Annotated in this window: 18 protein-coding genes, 2 tRNA genes and 1 pseudogene; 15 read left to right on the top strand and 6 right to left on the bottom strand. The window is 68.9% G+C overall.

Translation table 11 applies throughout. The features are described from left to right. Nucleotides 1-120: 120 nt before the first annotated feature. The 4 genes from V4Y04_RS12070 to V4Y04_RS12055 all read right to left on the bottom strand — a co-directional run bounded on the left by V4Y04_RS12070 (nucleotide 121) and on the right by V4Y04_RS12055 (nucleotide 2,919). Entirely contained in the window at nucleotides 121-576 is a 456-nt protein-coding gene (locus V4Y04_RS12070) for a DUF3592 domain-containing protein (protein ID WP_326753847.1), read from the bottom strand. A 280-nt stretch (nucleotides 577-856) separates the two neighbouring features. After that, nucleotides 857-1,864 (bottom strand): IS3 family transposase, encoded by a 1,008-nt coding sequence (locus V4Y04_RS12065; protein ID WP_332425425.1) that lies wholly within the window; start codon nucleotides 1,862-1,864, stop codon nucleotides 857-859. 17 nt (nucleotides 1,865-1,881) lie between these two features. Continuing rightward, on the bottom strand, nucleotides 1,882-2,265 hold the full coding sequence (locus tag V4Y04_RS12060) for a transposase (RefSeq protein ID WP_109383656.1): 384 nt from the start codon (nucleotides 2,263-2,265) through the stop codon (nucleotides 1,882-1,884). 273 nt (nucleotides 2,266-2,538) lie between these two features. Next, nucleotides 2,539-2,919: a VOC family protein gene (locus V4Y04_RS12055; protein ID WP_332427624.1), complete on the bottom strand. Its 381-nt coding sequence runs from the start codon at nucleotides 2,917-2,919 to the stop codon at nucleotides 2,539-2,541. A gap of 526 nt (nucleotides 2,920-3,445) precedes the next feature. On the opposite strand from V4Y04_RS12055, the gene V4Y04_RS12050 reads away from it, so the two are divergent. Continuing rightward, a complete protein-coding gene (locus V4Y04_RS12050; RefSeq protein WP_332427623.1) occupies nucleotides 3,446-4,204 on the top strand; it encodes a tyrosine-type recombinase/integrase in 759 nt (252 codons plus the stop codon). A 69-nt stretch (nucleotides 4,205-4,273) separates the two neighbouring features. Here V4Y04_RS12050 and V4Y04_RS12045 read toward each other — a convergent pair. Further along, nucleotides 4,274-4,344: transfer RNA gene (locus V4Y04_RS12045), tRNA-Gly, on the bottom strand. Nucleotides 4,345-4,512: 168 nt separating this feature from the next. Here V4Y04_RS12045 and V4Y04_RS12040 point away from each other — a divergent pair. The 5 genes and pseudogenes from V4Y04_RS12040 to clpX all read left to right on the top strand — a co-directional run bounded on the left by V4Y04_RS12040 (nucleotide 4,513) and on the right by clpX (nucleotide 9,557). After that, nucleotides 4,513-4,589: transfer RNA gene (locus V4Y04_RS12040), tRNA-Pro, on the top strand. Between the two features lie 168 nt (nucleotides 4,590-4,757). Then, a pseudogene (tig, locus tag V4Y04_RS12035) lies at nucleotides 4,758-6,146 on the top strand (trigger factor); the annotation flags it as partial. Nucleotides 6,147-6,670: 524 nt separating this feature from the next. Further along, nucleotides 6,671-7,279: an ATP-dependent Clp protease proteolytic subunit gene (locus V4Y04_RS12030; protein WP_332432801.1), complete on the top strand. Its 609-nt coding sequence runs from the start codon at nucleotides 6,671-6,673 to the stop codon at nucleotides 7,277-7,279. A gap of 121 nt (nucleotides 7,280-7,400) precedes the next feature. Next, nucleotides 7,401-8,081 carry an ATP-dependent Clp protease proteolytic subunit gene (locus V4Y04_RS12025; protein WP_332427622.1) on the top strand — a complete coding sequence of 227 codons (681 nt, stop codon included), beginning with the start codon at nucleotides 7,401-7,403 and terminating at the stop codon, nucleotides 8,079-8,081. Between the two features lie 189 nt (nucleotides 8,082-8,270). Then, complete coding sequence (clpX, locus tag V4Y04_RS12020; protein ID WP_332427620.1) at nucleotides 8,271-9,557, top strand: ATP-dependent Clp protease ATP-binding subunit ClpX; 1,287 nt, start codon at nucleotides 8,271-8,273, stop codon at nucleotides 9,555-9,557. Between the two features lie 119 nt (nucleotides 9,558-9,676). Here clpX and V4Y04_RS12015 read toward each other — a convergent pair whose 3' ends face one another. Further along, nucleotides 9,677-10,603: a hypothetical protein gene (locus V4Y04_RS12015; protein WP_332427619.1), complete on the bottom strand. Its 927-nt coding sequence runs from the start codon at nucleotides 10,601-10,603 to the stop codon at nucleotides 9,677-9,679. Nucleotides 10,604-10,741: 138 nt separating this feature from the next. Here V4Y04_RS12015 and V4Y04_RS12010 point away from each other — a divergent pair, with 138 nt between their 5' ends. The 9 genes from V4Y04_RS12010 (at nucleotide 10,742) to rodA (ending at nucleotide 23,403) form a co-directional block, all read left to right on the top strand. Further along, on the top strand, nucleotides 10,742-13,363 hold the full coding sequence (locus tag V4Y04_RS12010) for a valine--tRNA ligase (RefSeq protein WP_332427618.1): 2,622 nt from the start codon (nucleotides 10,742-10,744) through the stop codon (nucleotides 13,361-13,363). A gap of 379 nt (nucleotides 13,364-13,742) precedes the next feature. Continuing rightward, the gene (gene folC, locus V4Y04_RS12005) at nucleotides 13,743-15,284 is read left to right on the top strand and encodes a bifunctional tetrahydrofolate synthase/dihydrofolate synthase (protein ID WP_332427617.1); all 1,542 of its coding nucleotides are present in this window, start codon (nucleotides 13,743-13,745) and stop codon (nucleotides 15,282-15,284) included. Nucleotides 15,285-15,290: 6 nt separating this feature from the next. Beyond that, the gene (locus V4Y04_RS12000; RefSeq protein WP_332427616.1) at nucleotides 15,291-15,629 is read left to right on the top strand and encodes a DUF4233 domain-containing protein; all 339 of its coding nucleotides are present in this window, start codon (nucleotides 15,291-15,293) and stop codon (nucleotides 15,627-15,629) included. A 219-nt stretch (nucleotides 15,630-15,848) separates the two neighbouring features. Next, nucleotides 15,849-16,262 carry a nucleoside-diphosphate kinase gene (ndk, locus tag V4Y04_RS11995; RefSeq protein ID WP_332427615.1) on the top strand — a complete coding sequence of 138 codons (414 nt, stop codon included), beginning with the start codon at nucleotides 15,849-15,851 and terminating at the stop codon, nucleotides 16,260-16,262. Between the two features lie 472 nt (nucleotides 16,263-16,734). Beyond that, entirely contained in the window at nucleotides 16,735-17,754 is a 1,020-nt protein-coding gene (locus V4Y04_RS11990) for a rod shape-determining protein (RefSeq protein ID WP_332427614.1), read from the top strand. 221 nt (nucleotides 17,755-17,975) lie between these two features. After that, nucleotides 17,976-18,917, top strand: a complete 942-nt coding sequence (gene mreC / locus V4Y04_RS11985; RefSeq protein WP_332427613.1) for a rod shape-determining protein MreC — start codon at nucleotides 17,976-17,978, stop codon at nucleotides 18,915-18,917. Nucleotides 18,918-18,930: 13 nt separating this feature from the next. Then, a complete protein-coding gene (gene mreD / locus V4Y04_RS11980; protein WP_332427611.1) occupies nucleotides 18,931-19,596 on the top strand; it encodes a rod shape-determining protein MreD in 666 nt (221 codons plus the stop codon). 175 nt (nucleotides 19,597-19,771) lie between these two features. Then, nucleotides 19,772-22,165, top strand: coding sequence for a penicillin-binding protein 2 (mrdA, locus tag V4Y04_RS11975; RefSeq protein WP_332427610.1), 2,394 nt, complete (start codon nucleotides 19,772-19,774; stop codon nucleotides 22,163-22,165). Further along, nucleotides 22,162-23,403, top strand: a complete 1,242-nt coding sequence (gene rodA, locus V4Y04_RS11970; RefSeq protein WP_332427609.1) for a rod shape-determining protein RodA — start codon at nucleotides 22,162-22,164, stop codon at nucleotides 23,401-23,403. The genes mrdA and rodA overlap by 4 nt, the downstream gene beginning before the upstream one ends. Nucleotides 23,404-23,453: the final 50 nt, after the last annotated feature.

The following is a 23,453-nucleotide window of genomic DNA, read 5'->3' as shown; positions in this document are numbered from 1 at the left end:
TCCGACCAGCGGCTGCATGGTTGATCAACGCTGTGACCTGCGATTTATCTGTCAGTGGTTGTCAGCGTTGGTCGTCGTTGAGCACCCTCAAACGGCTCCGAGACGGCCCGGGACTCCCCGCTAGGGGAGGTTCGACCCGAACAGGTCATTCGCCGTCAGCACGAAGAAGACACAGAAAGCGAGCACGATGCCGAAGAAGAAGAGCAGGGCGATCATGCTCGCTGCGCTCTTGACGGGGCTCGGCACGTGGGCCGTCGCCTTATGAGGCCGGTCGGCCGAGTAGTGCACGGTGACGAAGTCCCCCTCGATGGTCGTCGCGGGGCCGTTCTCCTCCTCGAACCGGACGGGACGGCCCGCGGAAGGCGTGAACTCGTAGACATGGTGCAGCGTGGTCGTGGCCTGGCTGCTGTCACTGTGGCGTCTCGTTGTGGTGTAGGTGCGCAGACAGCGCGCCTCCGCTGTCAGACCGCTCGACCACGCCTGCCTCAGCTCCAGAAAGCGCCTGATCACCTTGACCGCCATCGCGACCACCACCGCGGCGATGAACGCTGGTACGGCATAGAACATGAACTCCATGACTGCCCCCGATTCGCCCCACACACGCCGCCCAGGTCTCGGGCGGCGTGTGCAGAACCTACCCGCGCGAGGGGGCCGTGGAGCTCAAGTGCCGCTCAGAAGTGAAGGGGCGGGTCTTTGACCTGAGGCCTTGTGGCAGCACAGCTGGTTGAGCCTTAACGGCTCGGCCATCAGCAAGGCGCCGTCCACATGCTATGGACGGCGCCCTAGTGCTACGGATGATCCTTTGAAGTCTGGCCTCATCCCGGAAGATTTCAAGTCCAGTGAGACGGTCGTGATGCTATGAGGTTTGTGGTGCGGGTTCGCGGCGCTTGGACGGGTCGTTGATCCAGGCCGTCTGGGGTATCTCGGGTGGTCGGGGGCGGCGGCCGAAGCGTTCGGGGTGGCGGGCGTATGCCTCGGCGAGGGTGACCGCGCGCTGGTCGCGGACCTCCTCGGCGGTCCCGAAGTGGACGGAGGCGGGTGTGTGCCAGCCGATGCCCGAGTGCCGGTGCTCGTGGTTGTAGTACGCGATGAAGGCGTCGAACCATTCGCGGGCGTGGGCCAGCGAGTCGAACCGTTCGGGATAGTCCGACATGTACTTCGTGGTCTTGAACTGGGCCTCGCTGTAGGGGTTGTCGTTGGAGACCTTCGGCCGCGAGTGCGACCTTGTCACCCCGAGGTCGATCAGCAGCTGGGAGACCTTCTTGCTCGTCATCGAGGTGCCGCGGTCGGCGTGCACGGTCTCGGGCACGATCCCGTTGCGGACGATGGTCTCGCGGATCAACTCCTCGGCCCGTTCGGCCGATTCAGCGGCCTCGACGGTGTGGCCGACGATGTAGCGGCTGAAGATGTCGATGATGACGTAGGCGTGATACCAGATGCCCTTTGCCGGTCCGGCCGCCTTGGTGATGTCCCAGGTGAACACCTGCGACGGGGCGGTGGCCACCAGCTCGGGCACCGCCTGGGCGGGGTGGGTGGCCTGTCTTCGGCGCTCGCCGGACTGGCCCTTCTCGCGCAGGATCCGGTACATCGTGGAGACCGAGCAGTGGTAGCGCCCGGCATCCAGCTCGCGGGCCCAGATCTGCGCGGGCGCCAGTTCGGCGTACTCGTCGCTGTTCATCAACTCCAGTACCGCAGACCGTTCTTCGGCCGTCAGGGCCGAGGGCTGGACCTGCGGCTTGCGGGGCCGGCGTGGTGGCGCCGGACGCAGCCGGCGGTAGTGGGTGGCCCGCGAGCGGCCGGTCAGCCGGCACGCCGCAGTCACACCCAGCACGCCCTCGACGCCGGTGAACGCGTCATCGGCCACCGGGGTGACGGCAGCGTTCAGTCCGCGCCCTCGGAGATCATTTCCAAGAGCGCGGAAGCTTTTCCCATAACCTCCAGCGCGGCCTTGTTCCGCGCCAGTTCCTTCTCCAGACGCTCCACCTGGCGGCGCAGTTTCTCGTTCTCCGCCTCGGCGGCAGACTTCTTCGGCCTCGCCGGGCCGGTACGCTGGTCGACCAGCTTCTCCAGAGCCCCGGCATCCCGCGCGGCCCGCCACTCCTTCACATGCGAGTGGTACAGCCGCTCGCGGCGCAGGACCGCGCCCTTCTCGTTCTGCGGGGCGGCGTCGTACTCGGCCACGATCCGCAGCTTGTACTCCGGGCTGAAAGTGCGGCGCTTCGGCCGGGGAGCCGGGTCGGATCCGGCGGACTTGCTGCTGGTCATGAGGGGGTGGTTCTCCTGTCGTGCCCTCTCAGGCTAACCCGCCGAAGCGGGACGTCTCACCCAAGGCTGACAGAGAGGGTCCTTATCAGGTCGATCATGCGGTGTCGGCATCATCGGTCAACGCGCTCTGTGCCTCGCCTGATCGTCCACTGAGGTTCGGCCCGGATCACTGCTGTTCGCGCTTGTTGGTGTCAGCCGCTGATGTCAGCACGGAAGGGCCTCCTTGACAGATCCAACCCGACACACTAGAGCCGCACCTGGGACACTGAGCCGTCAGAGCGGGTCGAGGCGGGCCTTGAGCAGGCAGAACTCATTGCCCTCTGGGTCGGCAAGAACGTGCCACGATTCCTCGCCGGTCTGGCCGATGTCGGCCGGGCGCGCCCCGAGCTTCAGGAGGCGTTCGAGCTCGGCATCCTGATCGCGGTCGGTGGCGTTGACGTCGATGTGCAGCCGGGACTTCCCCGGCTCTGGCTCGTCCCTACGGCTGAGGATGATCGTCGGCTGCGGACCGCCGAACCCTTCGCGCGGCCCGATCTCGATGCAGTCGTCCCCTTCGCGATCAAGCACTACGAAGTCCAGGACCTCGCACCAGAACCGCGCCAGCACCTCGGGGTCGCGGCAACCGAGCACGAGCTCACTGATACGACATGCCATTGGCGAAACCTACTCTCAGCGTGGGAACTGCCGGTGCGGCCGCGCGGAGCTCCTGGGCTCCCCGCAGTGGACACGCGCTCGAGACCGTATCGGGCGAGGCGAGCAGGTGCGAAGGGTTTTTGGGAACCTCGCCTCACAGCCTCAGCCCACCACCTTCCCCAGCTCCCATCCCGTCCGCCGTCGACCCACACACCGTGGAGCGGGCGTGGTCCATGGCGTCAAGGTGGAGCGCGCCACTGTACGAACGACCTTGACGCCCTGGGCCGCGTCTGCTCGGCTCTGCCTGGGTCGACGGTGGACGGGATGGGAGCTCCCCGCGCACGCCACAACGTGCCCGCACTCGGCAACGGCGCCCCCTCCATCCCGGTGCCGGCTGATCCCCGCCGGAGGCATCATCTTGTGCCCGCGGATGACATCCCCACCTTCGCCCGCTTGCACGCAGCGCGCCGCCGGGCGGGGCCGCCGCTGGCGTGCGGGCAAGCTCGCTTCCAGGACCGGTCCGACGACCGTTGCCAAGGCGTACGCCTTGCTTCGGGCCATTCTGGGCACGGCCGTTGCCGACCAGATGATCAGGCGCAATCCGTGCACCATCAAGGGCGCCAGCGTCGTGCACACTCCGGAGCGGCCGACCGCGACCGTGCAGGAGGTCTACGACGTCGCCGACGCGATCCAGCCGCGTTACCGGGCGCTCGTGCTCATGGCCGGCTTCCTCGGGCTGTGCTGGGGAGAGCTGATCGGCCCGCACCGTCGTGACATCGACCTCGACCACGGCGCCGTGCGGGTTCGCCGCTCGGTCGCGGAACTCAACAACGGGCAACGGGAGATCAAGGCTCCCAAGAGCGCTGCCGGCAAGAGAACGGTGTCCATCCCGACCGCGATCGTCCCGGACATCCGCGAGCATCTGGCGCGGTACGCAGAGCCGGGTGCGGACGGGCGAGTGTTCATCGGACCGAAGGGTGCGACCCCGCGGCGGAACCACTTCAACCGGCTGTGGCGTAAGGCGTGCGGCGACGTCGGCGTCAAGGGCCTGCACTTCCATGATCTTCGGCACACCGGCAACACCCTCGCCGCGTCGACGGGAGCCAGCACGCGTGAGCTGATGGCGCGCATGGGTCACAGCACTGCCCGTGCCGCGCTGATCTACCAGCACGCCAGTGCCGAACGGGATCGGCTGATCGCCGACGCCGTTTCCGGTCTCGTCAACCGGGGTCGGAAGAAGACCCGAACGGGCCCGGAGAAGGAAGATCGAGAGCCCGAGGGGCACGCGGGGGACACGGCGGACTGATCGGAACCCCGGAATGCGATCAGGGCCAGGCGGAGGAATAATCCTCTGACCTGGCCCTGATTCGTTCAGAGCGGGCGACGGGAATCGAACCCGCGTAGCTAGTTTGGAAGACTAGGGCTCTACCATTGAGCTACGCCCGCACATCGTGTACCGCACGCCCTGGAGGACGCGGTACTGACAGGCATCGTAGCGGGTGCCGCGCCCTCGCCGCACACCGCGTGCCGTTCGAGGCCCCGGCGCCGCACCACGCCCGGTGGAATGCGGCGGCCCGACCGGGCGCAGGCATGTAGCCTACGTGTCGCACCAGACGGGGTGTGGCGCAGCTTGGTAGCGCGTCCGCTTTGGGAGCGGAAGGCCGTGGGTTCAAATCCCGCCACCCCGACCAGTCACCTGATCACCACCAGTGATCGGCTTTGGGGCGCTGTAGTCGCTGCCGTTACTATGCAAGCTGCACGCCCGTGTGTCTCATCATCTGAAGTCTCCGGGCTGCGAAACGGCCGGACCGTTCTGGTCCCGGTGGAAATCCAGAAGTCAGCCACAAGGAGACCGAACCGTGAAGAGCGCCGTGGAGACCCTGAACCCGACTCGGGTTCGGCTCACTGTCGAGGTGCCCTTCGAGGAGCTCAAGGACAGCCTCGACGCGGCGTACAAGAAGATCAACCAGCAGGTCACGGTGAAGGGCTTCCGTAAGGGCAAGGTCCCGGCCCGGGTCATCGACCAGCGCTTCGGCCGCGGTGCGGTGCTGGAGGAGGCGGTCAACGACGCGCTCCCGAAGTTCTACACCGAGGCGGTCAACGAGGCCGAGCTGAACCCGCTGGGCCAGCCCGAGATCGACATCACGGAGCTGAAGGACGGCGAGACGCTGAACTTCACCGCCGAGGTCGACATCCGCCCGACCATCGAGATCCCGGACTACTCCGGCATCGAGGTCGAGGTCGACGCCGTCGAGGTCACCGAGGAGGACGTCGACAAGGCCGTCGAGGAGCTGCGCGAGCGCTTCGCCTCCACCGCCCCGGTCGAGCGTGCCGCCGAGGACGGCGACGTCGTCACGATCGACCTCGAGGCCAAGGTCGAGGGCGAGGTCCTCGAGGACGGCATCGCCAACGGCGTCTCCTACACCATCGGCTCCGGCGAGCTGCTGGACGGCGTCGACGCCGCGGTGACGGGCCTGTCGGCCGACCAGGAGGCCACCTTCGCCTCCGAGCTGAAGGGTGGCTCCGCGGCGGGCAAGGAGGCCGAGGTCACTGTCAGGGTCACCCAGGTCGCCAAGCGCGAACTGCCTGAGCTGGACGACGAGTTCGCACAGCTGGCCTCCGAGTTCGACACCCTCGGGGAGCTGCGCGCGGACAGCCGCAAGCGCCTGGAGAACATGAAGCAGTACGACCAGGCCACGCAGGCCCAGGAGCGCGTCCTGGACAAGCTGCTCGAGCTGGTCGAGGTCCCCGTCCCCGAGAAGCTGCTCGAGGACGAGATCAACACCCGTAAGCACAACCTCGAGCACCACCAGCTCGGCCAGATGGGCCTCGACCTCGAGAAGTACCTCGAGATCCAGGGCAAGACCGCCGAGGAGTTCGACACCGAGACCCGCGAGGCCGCGGTCAAGGGCATCAAGACCCAGTTCGTCCTCGACGAGCTGGTCAACCGGGAGAAGCACAACGTCAACCAGGAGGAGCTCACCGAGCACCTCATGCGGCGCGCGGCCTCCTCCGGCATGTCCCCCGACCAGTTCGCGCAGGCGGTCGTCGAGGGCGGTCAGGTTCCGCTCCTGGTCGGCGAGGTCGCCCGTGGCAAGGCCCTGGCCGCCGTGGTCGAGAAGGCCACGGTCAAGGACACCAACGGCGAGATCATCGACCTCGACGACGAGGAAGAGGACGAGACGGAGGCCGCCGAGGCCCCCGCCGCGGACACCGCCGACGAGGCCCCCGCCGAGGCCAAGGCCGACGACGCCGATGACGCCAAGGCCGACGAGGCCCCCGCCGAGGCCAAGGCCGACGACGCCGATGACGCCAAGGCCGACGAGGCCAAGGCCGACGACGCCAAGGCCGACAAGGCCGAGGAGAAGACCGAGGGCTGAGCCTCGCGTCGCCTCTGCCGTACGACGGACGGGCCCCGGACATTCGTGCCGGGGCCCGTCCGTCGTACGGCAGGGCGGCACGCCCTGGGGGCGCGGGGCCCTGCCGGTGCGCGGCTCCGCCGCCGTGGGCGTGGCCGGCCGGCCACGCCCCGCAGACCCCCACCGGCGGATCCGCTCACGGCGTGAGGACCCGGCGCACCCGGCGGAGCACCCTGCGCTCACAGCGAACACCCCCTGCTGCGGGATTCCCCGAAGGGGCCCGCGCGTTAGGGTCCATGAGTACGAGGGCAGGGGAGTCCGCGAGCACGGCCGGACGGCCCCACGCCCCGGCAGAACACGTGAGACGGCCCGGCGCCGTCGTAAAACGAGCAGGTGGATACGTGACGAATCTGATGCCTTCAGCCGCCGGCGAGCCTTCCATCGGTGGTGGCCTCGGCGACCAGGTCTACAACCGGCTGCTCGGCGAGCGGATCATCTTCCTCGGCCAGGCGGTCGACGACGACATCGCCAACAAGATCACCGCACAGTTGCTGCTCCTTGCCGCCGATCCGGACAAGGACATCTACCTCTACATCAACAGCCCCGGCGGCTCGATCACCGCCGGCATGGCGATCTACGACACCATGCAGTACATCAAGAACGACGTGGTGACCATCGCCATGGGCCTCGCGGCCTCGATGGGTCAGTTCCTGCTCAGCGCGGGTACGCCCGGCAAGCGCTTCGCGCTGCCGAACGCGGAGATCCTGATCCACCAGCCCTCCGCCGGCCTGGCCGGCTCGGCCTCGGACATCAAGATCCACGCCGAGCGGCTGCTGCACACCAAGAAGCGCATGGCCGAGCTCACCTCCCAGCACACCGGCCAGACGATCGAGCAGATCACCCGTGACTCGGACCGCGACCGCTGGTTCGACGCCTTCGAGGCCAAGGCGTACGGCCTCATCGACGACGTCATGACCACGGCCGCGGGCATGCCGGGCGGCGGCGGCACCGGGGCGGCCTGAGCGGCCCACGGGAGCCCAGGAGCCACGGCTCCGTAGGAGACCCCCCACCGGGCCCCTCCAGGGTCCGGTGGCAGCCCCAGCAGCCCCGGCCGACCGCCTCAGCCCCTTTCCAGGAGATACCGTGAACGACTTCCCCGGCAGCGGCCTGTACGACCGCGCCCGTGCCGAGTACACCGGCCCCGCGGCCGAGTCCCGCTACATCATCCCGCGCTTCGTCGAGCGCACCTCCCAGGGCATCCGCGAGTACGACCCGTACGCGAAGCTCTTCGAGGAGCGCGTGATCTTCCTCGGCGTGCAGATCGACGACGCCTCCGCCAACGACGTCATGGCGCAGCTGCTGTGCCTGGAGTCGATGGACCCCGACCGGGACATCTCGGTCTACATCAACAGCCCCGGTGGCTCCTTCACCGCGCTGACGGCGATCTACGACACCATGCAGTACGTGAAGCCCGACGTGCAGACGGTCTGCATGGGCCAGGCCGCCTCCGCCGCCGCCGTCCTGCTCGCCGCCGGTACCCCCGGCAAGCGCATGGCGCTGCCGAACGCGCGCGTGCTGATCCACCAGCCGTACAGCGAGACCGGCCGCGGCCAGGTCTCCGACCTGGAGATCGCCGCCAACGAGATCCTCCGCATGCGTGCGCAGCTCGAGGACATGCTGGCCAAGCACTCCACCACGCCGGTCGAGAAGATCCGCGAGGACATCGAGCGCGACAAGATCCTCACGGCCGAGGACGCGCTGAGCTACGGCCTGATCGACCAGGTCATCAGCACCCGGAAGTTGGACAACTCCAGCCTGCGCTGACGCGTGGGGCCCGAGAGGCTGTATCGTCTGCCGCCCCTTGGCATGGTTCATGACGGTTCACGCCGAAGCGAACCGCGCCGAGGGGGGCCCGAACGGGGGGCCCGGCAAGGTACCGTCGGACATAAGGCAGCACCAGGAGTCGCTGGACGTTGACGTCCAGGCGGCTCCCAGGCGAAGGGGAAGCACACCGTGGCACGCATCGGTGACGGCGGCGATCTGCTCAAGTGCTCGTTCTGCGGCAAGAGCCAGAAGCAGGTCAAGAAGCTCATCGCAGGGCCCGGTGTGTACATCTGCGACGAGTGCATCGACCTCTGCAACGAGATCATCGAGGAAGAGCTCGCCGAGACCAGCGAGGTCCGCTGGGAGGAACTTCCCAAGCCCCGTGAGATCTACGAGTTCCTCGAGGGATACGTGGTCGGCCAGGAATCGGCCAAGAAGGCCCTCTCCGTCGCCGTGTACAACCACTACAAGCGGGTCCAGGCGGGGGAGAACGGCGGCGCCCAGAGCCGCGAGGACGCCATCGAGCTGGCGAAGTCCAACATCCTGCTGCTGGGCCCCACCGGCTCCGGCAAGACCCTCCTCGCCCAGACCCTCGCCCGCATGCTGAACGTCCCGTTCGCGATCGCGGACGCCACCGCCCTCACCGAGGCCGGGTACGTCGGCGAGGACGTCGAGAACATCCTGCTGAAGCTGATCCAGGCCGCCGACTACGACGTCAAGAAGGCCGAGACCGGCATCATCTACATCGACGAGATCGACAAGGTCGCGCGCAAGAGCGAGAACCCGTCGATCACGCGTGACGTGAGCGGCGAGGGCGTCCAGCAGGCCCTGCTGAAGATCCTCGAGGGCACCACGGCGTCCGTCCCGCCGCAGGGCGGCCGCAAGCACCCGCACCAGGAGTTCATCCAGATCGACACGACGAACGTCCTGTTCATCGTGGGCGGTGCCTTCTCTGGCCTGGAGAAGATCATCGAAGGCCGGGCCGGCGCCAAGGGCATCGGTTTCGGCGCGACGATCCGCTCCAAGCGGGACATCGAGTCCAAGGACCAGTTCGAGCAGGTCATGCCGGAGGACCTGGTCAAGTTCGGCATGATCCCCGAGTTCATCGGCCGGCTCCCGGTCATCACCTCGGTCCACAACCTCGACCGCGAGGCCCTGCTCCAGATCCTGGTCGAGCCGCGCAACGCGCTCGTCAAGCAGTACCAGCGTCTCTTCGAACTCGACGGTGTGGAGCTGGACTTCGAGCGCGAGGCCCTCGAAGCCATCGCCGACCAGGCCATCCTCCGCCAGACCGGCGCCCGCGGCCTGCGCGCCATCATGGAGGAAGTCCTCCAGGGCGTCATGTACGAGGTCCCGTCCCGCAAGGACGTCGCCCGCGTGGTCATCACCGCGGACGTGGTCCTCTCCAACGTCAACCCGACGCTGATCCCGCGCGACGCCCGCGGCCGCGGACCGGGCGAGCAGAAGACGGCATAGCGGCACGGCGGTGTGGCGGCAACTGCCGTTCCCCGCGCAGGTGACGACACGTGAAGGGCCCCGGTCGAGTGACCGGGGCCCTTCACACTTCCACCTACTGCGCGGGGGCGCGCGACGTACTACGCCGGGACGCGCACGTCGTCGCGGAGCTTCGTGGTGATGTCCGCGGCGGCGTCCTTGGTGATGTCCTTGGTGTTGTCACCGGGGGAGACGACGGCGACCGTGCTGTTGTCGGCCCAGACGCAGAACCAGTTGGTGGTCTCCTGCTGGGTGAGGTTGTTGTTGCCCTTGCCCGCCTGGCACTTCATGACCGCGCCGTCGAGGTCGACCGCCTCGGGCTCGCCCACCAGCTCGGTCATGAGCTCGTTGGCCGAGCTCTTCTCGGTCTCCTTCTTGATGTTGGCGAAGAGCTTGTCCACGGCGGCCTCGGGGTCCTCGACCTCGCCGTAGGCGCCGAAGAACGTCACGCCCTTCGCCTTGAGCAGTTCGTCCTGGCCGGGCATGTCGGCCGGGTCGGGGTTCTTCGGGTCGTACCTGCTGAAGTCGGCCGTCGAGTACTGGGCGCCCACCGACTTGCCGTTCTTCACGCCGCCCTTGGCCAGGTCCTCGGTGGTGCCGGAGCTCGAGTCCTCGCCGCCCACCCCGACGCGCGTGTACTCGCCCATCACCTTCTCCGGCGCCGAGAGCTTGTGCGGACCGTCGTCCTCCACACCGCCCCCGCCGATCACGAAGTACACGCCGACACCGATCGCCGCCACGACCGCCACCGCGCCGATGATCCAGCCGGCCTTCTTGGCGCTGTCACCCGACGGCGGGGGCTGGGGCGCCCCGTACGGGGCCTGGCCGTACGGGGGCTGCTGCGGCGGGACACCCTGGCCGGGCTGGGGCGGGTAGCCGTACCCGGGCTGGCCGGGCTGCGGAGCCTGCTGGGGGTATCCGTAGCCGGGCTGCGGAGCCTGCGGCTGCTGGCCGTAGGGACCCGGCTGACCGTACGGTCCGGGCTGCTGGGGCTGCCCGCCGTACGGGCCCGGCTGATTGTGGCTCATTGTCTGGGTTCCCCTCCAGATGCCTATGTGTCGCTGACATCCTGTCTCAGCTCCGGCGTGATCAGACCGCCGGGGGGTGCACCGTTACAAAGGAATCGCGTTTCGGGACTGGGCCGTGACACCTCTAAACTGAGGCGCGTGACCGAGAACTCTCAGCAGCCGCAGCCGCCCACCTCCGAACTGCCGACCCAGTACGCGCCGGCCGACGTAGAGGGGCCGCTGTACGAGCGCTGGGTGGAGCGGGGCTACTTCGAGGCGGACGCGAAGAGCGACAAGCCCCCGTACACCGTCGTCATCCCCCCGCCGAACGTCACGGGCAGCCTGCACCTCGGGCACGCCTTCGAGCACACCCTCATCGACGCCCTGACCCGCCGCAAGCGCATGCAGGGCTTCGAGACGCTGTGGCAGCCCGGCATGGACCACGCCGGCATCGCCACGCAGAACGTCGTCGAGCGGGAACTCGGCAAGGAGGGCAAGTCCCGGCACGACCTCGGCCGGGAGGCCTTCGTCGAGCGGGTCTGGCAGTGGAAGGGCGAGTCCGGCGGCCAGATCTCCGGGCAGATGCGCCGCCTCGGCGACGGCGTCGCCTGGTCGCGCGAGCGCTTCACCATGGACGAGGGGCTGTCCCAGGCCGTCCAGACCATCTTCAAGCGGCTCTACGACGACGAGCTGATCTACCGCGCCGAGCGCATCATCAACTGGTGCCCGCGCTGTCTGACCGCCATCTCGGACATCGAGGTCGAGTACCAGGACGACGACGGCGAGCTCGTCTCCATGAAGTACGGCGACGGGGACGACACCATCGTCGTCGCCACCACCCGCGCCGAGACAATGCTCGGCGACACGGCCGTCGCCGTCCACCCCGAGGACGAGCGGTACAAACACCTGATCGGCAAGCTCATCAAGCTGCCGCTGACCGACCGCTCCATCCCGGTCGTCGCCGACGAGCACGTCGACCCCGAGTTCGGCACCGGCGCCGTCAAGGTGACCCCGGCCCACGACCCGAACGACTTCGAGATCGGCCGCCGCCACGACCTGCCGTCCCTCACCGTGATGGACGAGCACGCCGTCATCACCGTCCACGGCCCCTTCCAGGGCCAGGACCGGCTCGAGGCACGCTCCGCCATCGTCGCCGCACTGCGCGCCGAAGGCCGGATCGTCGCCGAGAAGCGGCCCTACGTCCACAGCGTCGGCCACTGCTCGCGCTGCAAGACCACCGTCGAGCCGCGGCTGTCCATGCAGTGGTGGGTCAAGGTCGGTCCGCTGGCGAAGGCCGCAGGTGACGCCGTCCGCGACGGCCGCGTCAAGATCCACCCGCAGGAGATGGAGAAGCGGTACTTCGACTGGGTCGACAACCTCCACGACTGGTGCATCTCCCGGCAGCTGTGGTGGGGCCACCGGATTCCCGTCTGGTACGGCCCCGACGGCGAGGTCGTCTGCGTCGGACCCGACGACGAGGCGCCCGGCGGCGAGGGCTGGCACCAGGACACCGACGTCCTCGACACCTGGTTCTCGTCGGGCCTGTGGCCCTTCTCGACGCTGGGCTGGCCCGAACAGACCGAGTCGCTCGCGAAGTTCTACCCCAACTCCGTCCTGGTCACCGGCTACGACATCCTCTTCTTCTGGGTCGCCCGGATGATGATGTTCGGCCTGTACGCGATGGACGGCACCCCGCCGTTCCACACCATCGCCCTGCACGGCATGGTCCGCGACCAGTTCGGCAAGAAGATGTCGAAGTCCTTCGGCAACGCGGTCAACCCGCTGGACTGGATGGACAAGTACGGCAGCGACGCCCTGCGCTTCACCCTCGCGCGCGGCGCCAACCCGGGCGTCGACGTGCCGATCGGCGAGGACTGGGTCCAGGGCTCCCGCAACTTCGCCAACAAGATCTGGAACGCGACCCGCTTCGCCCTGATGAACGGCGCGACGGTGGACGGCCCGCTGCCGGACGCGTCGACGATGTCGTCCACCGACCGCTGGATCCTGTCCCGGCTGAACTCGGTCGTCGCCGAGGTCGACGCGTTCTACGACGACTTCCAGTTCGCCAAGCTGTCCGACGCCCTGTTCCACTTCGCGTGGGACGAGGTCTTCGACTGGTACGTCGAGCTGTCCAAGACGACGTTCCAGGCGGGCGGCGAACCGGCCGAGGTCAGCAAGCGCGTCCTCGGCGAGGTCCTGGACGTCACGCTGCGGCTGCTGCACCCGGTGGTCCCGTTCGTCACCGAGACCCTGTGGACGACGCTGACCGGCGGCGAGTCGCTCGTCATCGCCGACTGGCCCACCGACAGCGGCTTCCGGGACGCCGGCGCCGAGCGGGAGATCGGGACCCTCCAGTCCGTCATCACCGAGGTCCGCCGCTTCCGCGCCGACCAGGGCCTGCAGCCCGGCCAGCGGGTCCCCGCCCGGCTGTCCCTCGACGGCTCGGCGCTCGCCCCGCACGAGCCGGCGATCCGGCAGCTGCTGCGCCTCCAGCCGGAGGGCGACGCGTTCACCGCGACGGCGACCCTGCCGGTGGCGGGCGTCGAGGTCGCCCTGGACCTGTCCGGGGTGATCGACTTCGAGGCGGAGCGCAAGCGCCTCACCAAGGACCTCGAGGCCGCGCGGAAGGAGCGCCTGCAGGCGGAGGCCAAACTGGGCAACGAGGCGTTCCTGGCCAAGGCCCCCGACCACGTGGTCGACAAGATCCGTACGCGCCTCGCCAAGGCGGACGAGGACATCGCCCGCATCGGGGCCCAGCTGGAGCGGCTCCCGAAGGCTTAGGGTCTCTCGTTTGGATCGGGCCGGGCTCGCGGGGTCCGGCACCGCTCCCCCACGCTCGGCTTCGCTCACGTGGGAGGGACCCCCACCGCCGCGTTGTCGTCGGTCCCCAGGGCTCCTTCCCCAAGCTCTCGACTCCGCTCGAGCAGGGGAGACCCCACTCGGCTCCCTCCTCCGCCTTGCGAGGCACGCTCTCCCAAGTTCTCGGCTCCGCTCGAACAGGGAGGGACCCCCAGGACCCCGCTCCCTGATCCGGCCCGATCCAAACGAAAGACCCTGGCCCCCGGCCGTCCCACCTCCTCGAAAGCCCCCGGAGCCCGAACGGTTCCGGGGGCTTTCGGCTGCCGTGGGGCGGATGCGGGCGGATACGTAGACTGGCCCCGTGAGCGACCTCCCCCCGAACGGCAACCACGACGGCCACGACGACCGGCCGGATCCTCTGTACCCCCTCGATTCCTTCGAGGAGATCATCGAGGCCGAGACGCAGCGGGACCCCGACCTCGCGGTGATCGAGGCCGGCAGCCGCACCCTGCGCACCCAGGGCGGCCCGCCCGAGTCCGACGCGCCCGCGCGGCCGGCGGACCCCGAGGTCGACAAGGCGCTGCGGGAGGTCGAGGGAGAACTGGCGACCCGCTGGGGCGAGACCAAGCTGGAGCCGTCCCTCGACCGGATCGCCGCGCTGATGGACGTCCTGGGCGAGCCGCAGCGCGCGTACCCGTCGATCCACATCACCGGCACCAACGGCAAGACGTCCACCGCCCGCATGATCGAGGCCCTCCTCGGCGCCTTCGAACTGCGCACCGGGCGCTACACCTCGCCGCACGTCCAGTCCGTCACCGAGCGGATCAGCCTCGACGGCGCGCCGGTCTCCGCCGAGCGGTTCGTGGAGACGTACCGCGACATCGCGCCGTACGTCGAGATGGTCGACGCACAGCAGGAGCACCGGCTGTCCTTCTTCGAGGTGCTCACCGGCATGGCGTACGCGGCCTTCGCCGACGCGCCGGTGGAAGCCGCCGTCGTCGAGGTCGGCATGGGCGGCAGCTGGGACGCCACCAATGTGATCGACGCGGGTGTCGCCGTGGTGATGCCGATCGATCTCGACCACACCGACCGGCTCGGCACCACGCCCGCCGAGATCGCCACCGAGAAGGCCGGCGTCATCAAGCCGGACGCGACGGTGATCATGGCCCAGCAGCCGGTCGAAGCGGCCCAGGTGCTGCTGAGGAAGGCCGTCGAAGTCGACGCGACCGTGGCCCGGGAAGGGCTGGAGTTCGGCGTCGCCGCCCGGCAGGTCGCCGTCGGCGGCCAGCAGCTGACCCTGCGCGGCCTGGGCGGCGAGTACCCCGAGGTGTACCTGCCGCTGCACGGCGCCCACCAGGCGCACAACGCTGCCGTGGCGCTCGCCGCCGTGGAGGCGTTCTTCGGCGTCGGCGCCCAGCGTGCCGAGCCGCTGGACATCGACACCGTCCGCAAGGCCTTCGCCGCCGTCGCCTCACCGGGCCGGCTGGAGGTCGTACGCCGGTCGCCCACCGTCGTGCTGGACGCCGCCCACAACCCGGCGGGCGCGCGGGCCGCGGCCGGAGCGATCGGGGAGGCGTTCCAGTTCAGCCGGCTCATCGGCGTGGTCGGCGCGAGCGGCGACAAGAACGTACGCGGGCTGCTGGAGGCCTTCGAGCCGGTCTTCGCCGAGGTCGTCGTCACGCAGAACTCCACCCACCGCGCGATGGACGCCGACGAACTCGCGGGGATCGCCGTCGAGGTGTTCGGCGAGGACCGCGTCCAGGTCGAACCCCGGCTGCCCGACGCGCTGGAGGCGGCGATCACGCTCGCCGAGGAGGAGGGCGAGTTCACCGGCGCCGGTGTGCTCGTCACCGGTTCCGTCATCACGGTCGGCGAGGCCCGACTGCTTCTGGGAAAGAGCTGAGACACCGTGCGTACACTCTGCGCGTCGACCCTGATCAGCGAGTTCCTCGTCATCGGGTTCGCCGGACTGGTCGCGATGAAGGACCCGGACCTGGCGGTCGGCACCGTGTGGACGGTCTGCGGCATCGCCATGTTCCTGTCCGTGGCCCTGTGCGGGATGATCACCCGGCCCGGGGGCGTCGCCCTCGGCTGGGCCCTGCAGATCATCCTGATCGCCTCCGGCGTGGTCGTCCCGATGATGTTCATCCTGGGCGTGCTGTTCGCGGTGCTCTGGTGGGCCTCGGTGCACTACGGGCGCAAGATCGACGAGGCGAAGGCCCGGTTCGCCGCACAACAGCCGGCGTAGCAGGGCGTTGTCGGTGCCGGGTGCTTCACGGTGCCCGGCACCCGGGCCCCTCCGCCGACGCGGAGACGGTCCCGGCTCCTCCCCTGTGCCCGGCGTACCGCTGATCGTGCTTCCCGCGGCAGCGGGGCCGTCGGGCGACGAGGTCCGGGTGTCGACTCCGCCGCCCCACCGGGTAGCCTCGGGCCATCCGACTTCCTGGCCTGCAAGGAGCCGCACATCATGACACAGCGCACCCTCGTCCTCCTGAAGCCGGACGCCGTCCGCCGCTCCCTGGTCGGCGAGATCATCAGCCGTATCGAGCGCAAGGCCGGCTGGCGGATCACTGCGCTGGAGCTGCGGACCCTGGACCGTGCCACCCTGGAGCAGCACTACGCGGAGCACGCCGGCCGCCCGTTCTACGAGCCGCTGGTGGAGTTCATGGCCTCCGGCCCGGTCGCGGCGATGATCGTCGAGGGTGAGCGGGTCATCGAGGGCGTGCGCCAGCTGACCGGCCCGACCGACCCGGTCGCCGCGGCCCCGGGTTCGATCCGCGGGGACTTCGGTGTCATCGTCCGGGAGAACCTGATCCACGCCTCCGACTCCGAGGAGTCCGCCGAGCGCGAGGTCAAGATCTTCTTCCCGGGCCACGCCTGACGGACGCGGGCACCACGGTCCGTATCAGCGGTTCGTATCAGCCGCGCGTATTGATCACCCGCACAGGTCTGCCCGGCGTAAGCGCCGTGCATAACGAATGTGTACAGCGGTCGTGTACAACACGCGTACGACAAGTGGTGCGCGGGCCGCGCGCGACGATCGTCCGCCAAGGCCCGCATAACAATCGCATAGCGGCCGTGGACTGCGGTTTTGGCCGCCTGGCGACGGTCTGGGGGCTTTGCCCCCAGACCTTTTCGACATACGGGCGGCGTTCGGGGGAACGCGTGCCCCCGATGGCCCGTCTCCACAAGCAACGGGACCCGCCATCTGATGACAATGGCGAAGACCCTCGCGCCGTGTTCGCGAAGGCGCGTCTACGATGGAAGCCTTCGCGTCACCGCACCCACCTCGCCTACCTGAAAAGCCCTCAAAAGCCAGTGGGAAGGCCAGACGAATCCTCATGGGGAACTCTATGTCGTTCATCGGCCGTGACATGGCTGTCGACCTCGGGACCGCCAACACGCTGGTGTACGTCAGGGGTCGCGGAATCGTACTCAATGAGCCGTCCGTCGTCGCGATCAACACCAATACCGGTGGCATCCTGGCGGTCGGGGCCGAAGCGAAGAAGATGATCGGGCGCACCCCCGGCAACATCGTCGCCGTCCGTCCGCTGAAGGACGGCGTCATCGCCGACTTCGAGATCACCGAGCGGATGCTCCGCTACTTCATTCTGAAGATCCACAAGCGGCGGCATCTGGCCCGCCCTCGGGTCGTCGTCTGTGTCCCCTCCGGCATCACGGGCGTGGAGCGCCGCGCTGTCATCGAGGCGTCGTCCCAGGCCGGCGCCCGCCAAGTGCACATCATCGAGGAGCCCATGGCCGCGGCCATCGGTTCCGGCCTGCCGGTCCACGAGGCCACGGGCAACATGGTGGTGGACATCGGCGGCGGCACCACGGAGGTCGCGGTCATCTCCCTCGGCGGCATCGTCACCGCCCAGTCCATCCGGGTCGCGGGCGACGAACTGGACAACGCGATCATCCAGTACGTCAAGAAGGAGTACTCCCTCCTGCTGGGTGAGCGTTCGGCCGAGCAGATCAAGCTGACCATCGGTTCGGCGTACGACCTCGACACCGACGAACACACCGAGATCCGCGGCCGGGACCTCGTCTCCGGGCTGCCCAAGACCGTGGTCATCTCCGCCGGCGAAGTCCGCAAGGCGATCGAGGAGCCCGTCAACTCGATCGTGGACGCCGTCAAGACCACTCTCGACAAGTGCCCGCCGGAACTGTCCGGCGACATCATGGACCGGGGCATCGTGCTGACCGGCGGCGGTGCTCTGCTGCGCGGTCTGGACGAGCGGCTGCGCCGGGAGACGGGCATGCCCATCCACATCGCCGAGGACCCGCTGGACAGCGTGGCGCTCGGTTCCGGAAAGTGCGTCGAGGAGTTCGAGGCGCTCCAGAAGGTACTGGACGCACAGCCGCGCAGATGACACAACTCTTCGATTCCGCCGTACGGGACGATCTTCTCTCGTACGGCGGATCGTTGATATAGAGACATGAGCTCCGTCCGTACTTTCCGACCGTTCTCGAAGACCCCCGAACATTCCCGACCGTCTCTGACGACTCCTGACGACTCCTTACGACTCCTTGCAACTCCTGAAGTCTTCTGTTCTCGCTACCCGTTTCGACGAGGAAGGCACGGCCGCCGCACGTGAGGGACACACGAGAGAGCCGGCTGCTCCTGGTGCTGCTGATCACCACCGCTTTCGCACTGATCACGGTGGACATCCGCGGCGGAGAGGATTCACCGGTCGACGGTGCCCGGCAGGCCGCGGCCACGGTCTTCGGCCCGATCGAGAACGGAGTGTCCGGCGCGGTCGACCCGATCGGCAACGCGGTCGCCGCGGTCCGTGACTCCGGCGACCGGCACGACCGGCTCGCCGCACTCGAGCGGGAGAACACCGCGCTCAAGGCCGAACTCGGCAGCGACGACCGCAACCGCAGCAGAACCAAGCAACTCGACAAGATGCTGAAGGTCGCCGGCCAGGGCCAGTACGGCATCAAGGGCGCCCAGGTCATCGCCATAGGAGCGGCCCAGGGCTTCTCCTGGACCATCACCATCGACCTCGGTGCCAACGACGGCATCGAACGCGACATGACCGTCCTCAACAGCGACGGACTCGTCGGCCGGGTCACCACCGTCGGCCCGCACACCGCCACCGTGCTGCTCGCCAACGACCCCGACTTCACCGTGGGCACCCGCATGGAGGCCGGCGACGAACTCGGCTTCGCCTCCGGCCAGGGCGACCGGCCCCTGCGCGTCGAACTCCTCAACGGCAAGGCCGAGATCAAGAAGGGCGACCGGCTGGTCACCTTCGGCTCCCAGGCCGACAAACCGTTCGTGCCCGGCGTCCCCGTCGGCACCGTCTCCCGCGTCGACCCCTCCGGCGGTGACCTCACCCGCACCCTCTACGTCACGCCGTTCGTCAGCTTCACCAAGCTCGACATCGTCGGCGTCGTCGTCCAGGCCCCGAAGAAGGACCCGCGCGACACGGTGCTGCCCGAGAAGCCGAAGCCGACACCCACCCCGACCGTCACGGTGACCGTCACCCCGTCCGCCCCTGCCGACGGCCAGTACCAGCAAGAGCAGTAGGAGCTGTCACCCCATGCGCGTCAACCGGATCCTGCTCTCCAGCTCACTGATCGTCGTCGCCCTGGTGATCCAGGTGAGCGTCCTCGCCCGTCTCCACCTCCCGGGCGCCGTTCCCGACCTGCTCCTCCTCACCGTCCTCGGCCTCGCCCTGGTCTACGGTCATGTCGGCGGCTCCCTCATCGGCTTCGGCGCCGGGCTCCTCGCCGACCTCGCACCGCCCGCCGACCACGCCGTCGGCCGCTACGCCCTCGTGCTGTGCGTCATCGGCTACCTCGCCGGGCTGGTCAAGCCCGAGTCCGGCCAGGTGAGATCGGCGACCGGCCCCATGGCCGTGGTGGTCGCCGCCGCGGTCGGCGCCACCCTGCTCTACGCCGGCGTCGGCGCCCTCGTCGGTGACACCGCCGCCCGTCATGTGGGCCTCGGCGGACTGCTCTTCAGCGCCGCCCTGTACGACCTGCTGCTCGCTCCGTTCGTCGTCCCCGGTGTCATGGCCCTGGCCCGCCGCGCGGAGAACGATCCGCTCGCCGAGAACAGCTCCGCCAAGTCCCCGGACCTCGCCGCCGGCTGGAGCTCCGGCGGTACCGGGCTGCGCATCGGCGCCCAGCGGGGCCTTCGCGCGAAGGCGGCGCGGGCCCGGGTGGCCCGCGCGGGCCGCATCAAAGGGGTGAAGCGCCTGTGACCTCGCGGAACTTCACCGGAAAGGGTGAACGGCAGCGGAACCCCGCCGGGCGGCCCCGCCGTTCATCACTCGTACAGGCATCAGTCGTACACGCAGCAGTCCTACACGCAGCACTCGTACAGGCATCAGTCGTACACGCGCCGTCGTACGCGCATGGAGAGGGGGGAGAAGCCGCGTGACCAACATTCCCGAGACCGGGCGCAGCACACGGGTCCAGATCCGGCTCGTCGTCATCCAGGTCCTCGTCCTCTCCCTCCTCGGCACCCTCGGCGGGCGCCTGTGGTACCTCCAGATCCGCGAGGGCGCCGAGTACGCCAAGAAGGCCTCCGGCAACCACGTCCAGCAGGTCGTCCAGCCCGCGGTCCGCGGCTCCATCCTGGACGCCCGCGGAGTGGCCCTCGCCGACAACGAGACCCGGCTGGTCGTCTCCGCCTCCCGCACCGACCTCATGAAGATGCGGGACGACGGCAAGGCGGTCCTCACCAAGCTCGCCGGTGTCCTCGGCATGCCCGCCAAGGACGTCATCGAGAAGGTCCGGCTGTGCGACGCCGAGACCCCCCAGCCCTGCTGGAACGGCTCGCCGTACCAGCCCATCCCCATCACCGACGAGGCCACCGCCAAGCAGGCCCTGCAGATCCGCGAGCGCGCCGAGGACTTCCCCGGCATCACCGCCGAACCCCAGGCCGTACGCCGTTACGCCGCCCCCGGGCAGGCCAACACCGCCCAGGTCCTCGGCTACCTCTCGCCCGTCACCGACGAGGAACTCCAGAAGGCGCAGGACACCGCATCGCCGTACCTGCGCTCCGACCAGGTCGGCCGCTCCGGCCTCGAGCGCGAGTACGACAAGGAGTTGCGCGGCAAGGCCGGCGTCACCCGCTACGAGGTCGACAACCTCGGCCGCGTCATCGGTGAGGCCCAGGCCGATCCCGCCGAACCCGGCGCCAACCTCGTCACCAGCATCGACTCCCGTGTCCAGCGGATCGCCGAGTACGAGCTGAACGAGGCGATGAAGGCCGCCCGCAAGGAGATGGACCGCAACACCAACCGCCTCTACGAGGCCGACTCGGGCGCCGTCGTCGTCATGGAGGCCAAGACCGGCCGGGTCGTCGCCATGGCCTCCAACCCGAGCTACGACCCCAACGCCTGGGTCGGCGGCATCTCCGGCAAGGACTACGCGAACCTCACCGGCAAGGACTCCAACTACCCGCTGCTGAACCGCGCCATCCAGGGTCTGTCGGCACCCGGCTCCATCTTCAAGGTCATCCCGACCGCCGCCGCGGTCAACGCCGGGCACTCCTTCGAGGGGCCCTACGAGTGCTCCAGCTCGTACTCCATCGGCGGCCAGGTCTTCAAGAACTTCGAGTCCCAGAGCCACGGCGCCATCAGCCTCGGCCGTGCGCTCGAGGTCTCCTGCGACACCGTCTTCTACCGCCTCGCCCACGAGGAGTGGAAGCGCGACGGCGGCAACAAGCCGAAGAAGAACGCCGAGGACTGGTTCTACAAGACCTCCCACCAGTTCGGCCTCGGCGAGCTGACCGGCATCGACCTGCCCAACGAGGTCACCGGCCGGGTCCCCGACCGCCAGTGGAAGCGCGACTACTGGAAGGCCAACAAGGACGCCTGGTGCAAGTCCGGCAAGAAGGGCGGCAGCTACGTCGAGCAGATCGCCTACGAGAACTGTCTCGAAGGCAACCGCCTGCGCGCCGGTGACTCCGTCAACTACTCCATCGGCCAGGGCGACACCCTCGTCACCCCCATCCAGATGGCCTCCGTCTACGCGGCCCTCGCCAACGGCGGCACGCTCCACCGGCCCACCGTCGGCAAGGCCGTCATCAGCCCCGACGGCAAGCAGGTCACGGAGATCGAGCCCGAGGCGCAGAGCAAGCTGCCGGTGACCAAGAAGACCCTCGCGGAAATAGACGGAGCCCTCGAGGGAGTCGCCACCCGCGGTACGGCCGCCTGGCGGTTCGGCGGCTGGCCGCAGGACGAGATCCCGATGCACGCCAAGACCGGCACCGCGGAGGTCTACGGAAAGCAGACCACTTCCTGGTTCGCCACCTACACCAAGGAATACTCGGTCGTCATGACGATCGCTCAGGGCGGTACCGGCTCCGGCGCCTCGGGCCCCGCCGTGCGCAACATCTACAACGCGCTGTACGGCGTCTCCCCGGAAGGCGACATCGACAAGAAGAAGGCACTGCTGCCCACCCCGCAGAAGACGCTGCCCAAGGTCAGGACGGACGGCACCATCGTCTCCCCGAAGATCTCCAAGGACCCGGCCAAGGACCAGAGGGACGCCGCGGAGAGCGAGCAGGCACCCGACGACGGTGACGGCCAGGCACAGGAGCAGGGCGCGACCACGACCACGCCCCCGCCCGCCAACCGCGACACCCGCCGCCGCGACGCACGGCGGAGAGGCGCACGGCGGGGCGGCGGCAGACAGGGTGACCGACCGTCGGGCGGCGGACGGACGGGCGACGGACGCCAGGGTGACGGACGGCCGGCCGACGGGCGTCGGCTCGGCATCCTCCGGGCGCGCCGCGCGGCAGGCCGGAGGGCGGCGGCATGACCGGCGGAGTCAACAGCTTCCACGTCTCCGGATACGGACCCGAGCGGGCCGGCTGGACACGGCTCCTCGCCCGCGACTCCCTGGCCAGGCGCCTCGACTGGCCGATACTGCTGGCCGCGATCGCGCTGTCGCTGCTCGGCTCCCTCCTGGTCTACTCGGCGACCCGCAACCGCACCGACATCAACCAGGGCGACCCGTACTACTTCCTGCTCCGACACTGGCTGAACACCGGCATCGGCCTGGCCCTGATGATCGCCATGCTCTGGCTCGGCCACCGCGCCCTGCGCACCGCCGTGCCGGTCCTCTACGGCTTCTCGGTCCTGCTGATCCTCCTGGTGCTCACCCCGCTGGGCTCCACCATCAACGGCGCCCACTCCTGGATCAAGCTCGGCGGCGGCTTCTCGATCCAGCCCTCCGAGTTCGTGAAGCTCACGATCATCCTGGGCATGGCGATGCTGCTCGCAGCCCGGGTCGACGCGGGCGACAAGCCCTACCCCGACCACCGCACGGTCCTGCAGGCACTCGGACTGGCCGCCGTCCCCATGCTGATCGTGATGCTGATGCCCGACCTCGGGTCGGTCATGGTCATGGTCGTCATCGTGCTCGGCATCCTGCTCGCCTCCGGGGCCTCCAACCGGTGGGTCTTCGGCCTGATCGGCACCGGCGCGATCGGCGCGATCACCGTCTGGCAACTCGGGGTGCTCGACGAGTACCAGATCAACCGCTTCGCCGCCTTCGCCAACCCCGAACTCGACCCCGCCGGCGTCGGCTACAACACCAACCAGGCCCGCATCGCCATCGGTTCCGGCGGGCTCACCGGCTCCGGACTCTTCGAGGGCTCGCAGACCACCGGCCAGTTCGTGCCCGAGCAGCAGACCGACTTCGTCTTCACCGTCGCCGGAGAGGAACTCGGCTTCGTGGGCGGCGGGCTCATCATCGTCCTGCTCGGCATCATCCTGTGGCGCGCCTGCCGCATCGCCCGCGACACCACCGACCTGTACGGCACCATCGTCGCCGCCGGCATCGTCGCCTGGTTCGCCTTCCAGTCCTTCGAGAACATCGGCATGACCCTCGGCATCATGCCGGTCACCGGTCTGCCCCTGCCGTTCGTGTCCTACGGCGGGTCGTCGATGTTCGCGGTGTGGCTGGCCGTGGGCCTCCTGCAGTCGATCAGACTGCAACGCCCCCTGTCCGCCACGACCCGACCCCCGACCCGGTCCACAGGCCTCCTCGTCTGACCCGGTTTCCCCGGCACCGACCGGGGAAACCGGTCGGTGAGACCACCGGC

Source organism: Streptomyces sp. P9-A2 (assembly GCF_036634175.1).
Lineage (GTDB): Bacteria > Actinomycetota > Actinomycetes > Streptomycetales > Streptomycetaceae > Streptomyces > Streptomyces pratens.
The sequence above is the reverse complement of the archived record's forward strand: the minus strand, read 5'-3'. Positions and strand labels throughout refer to the sequence as shown.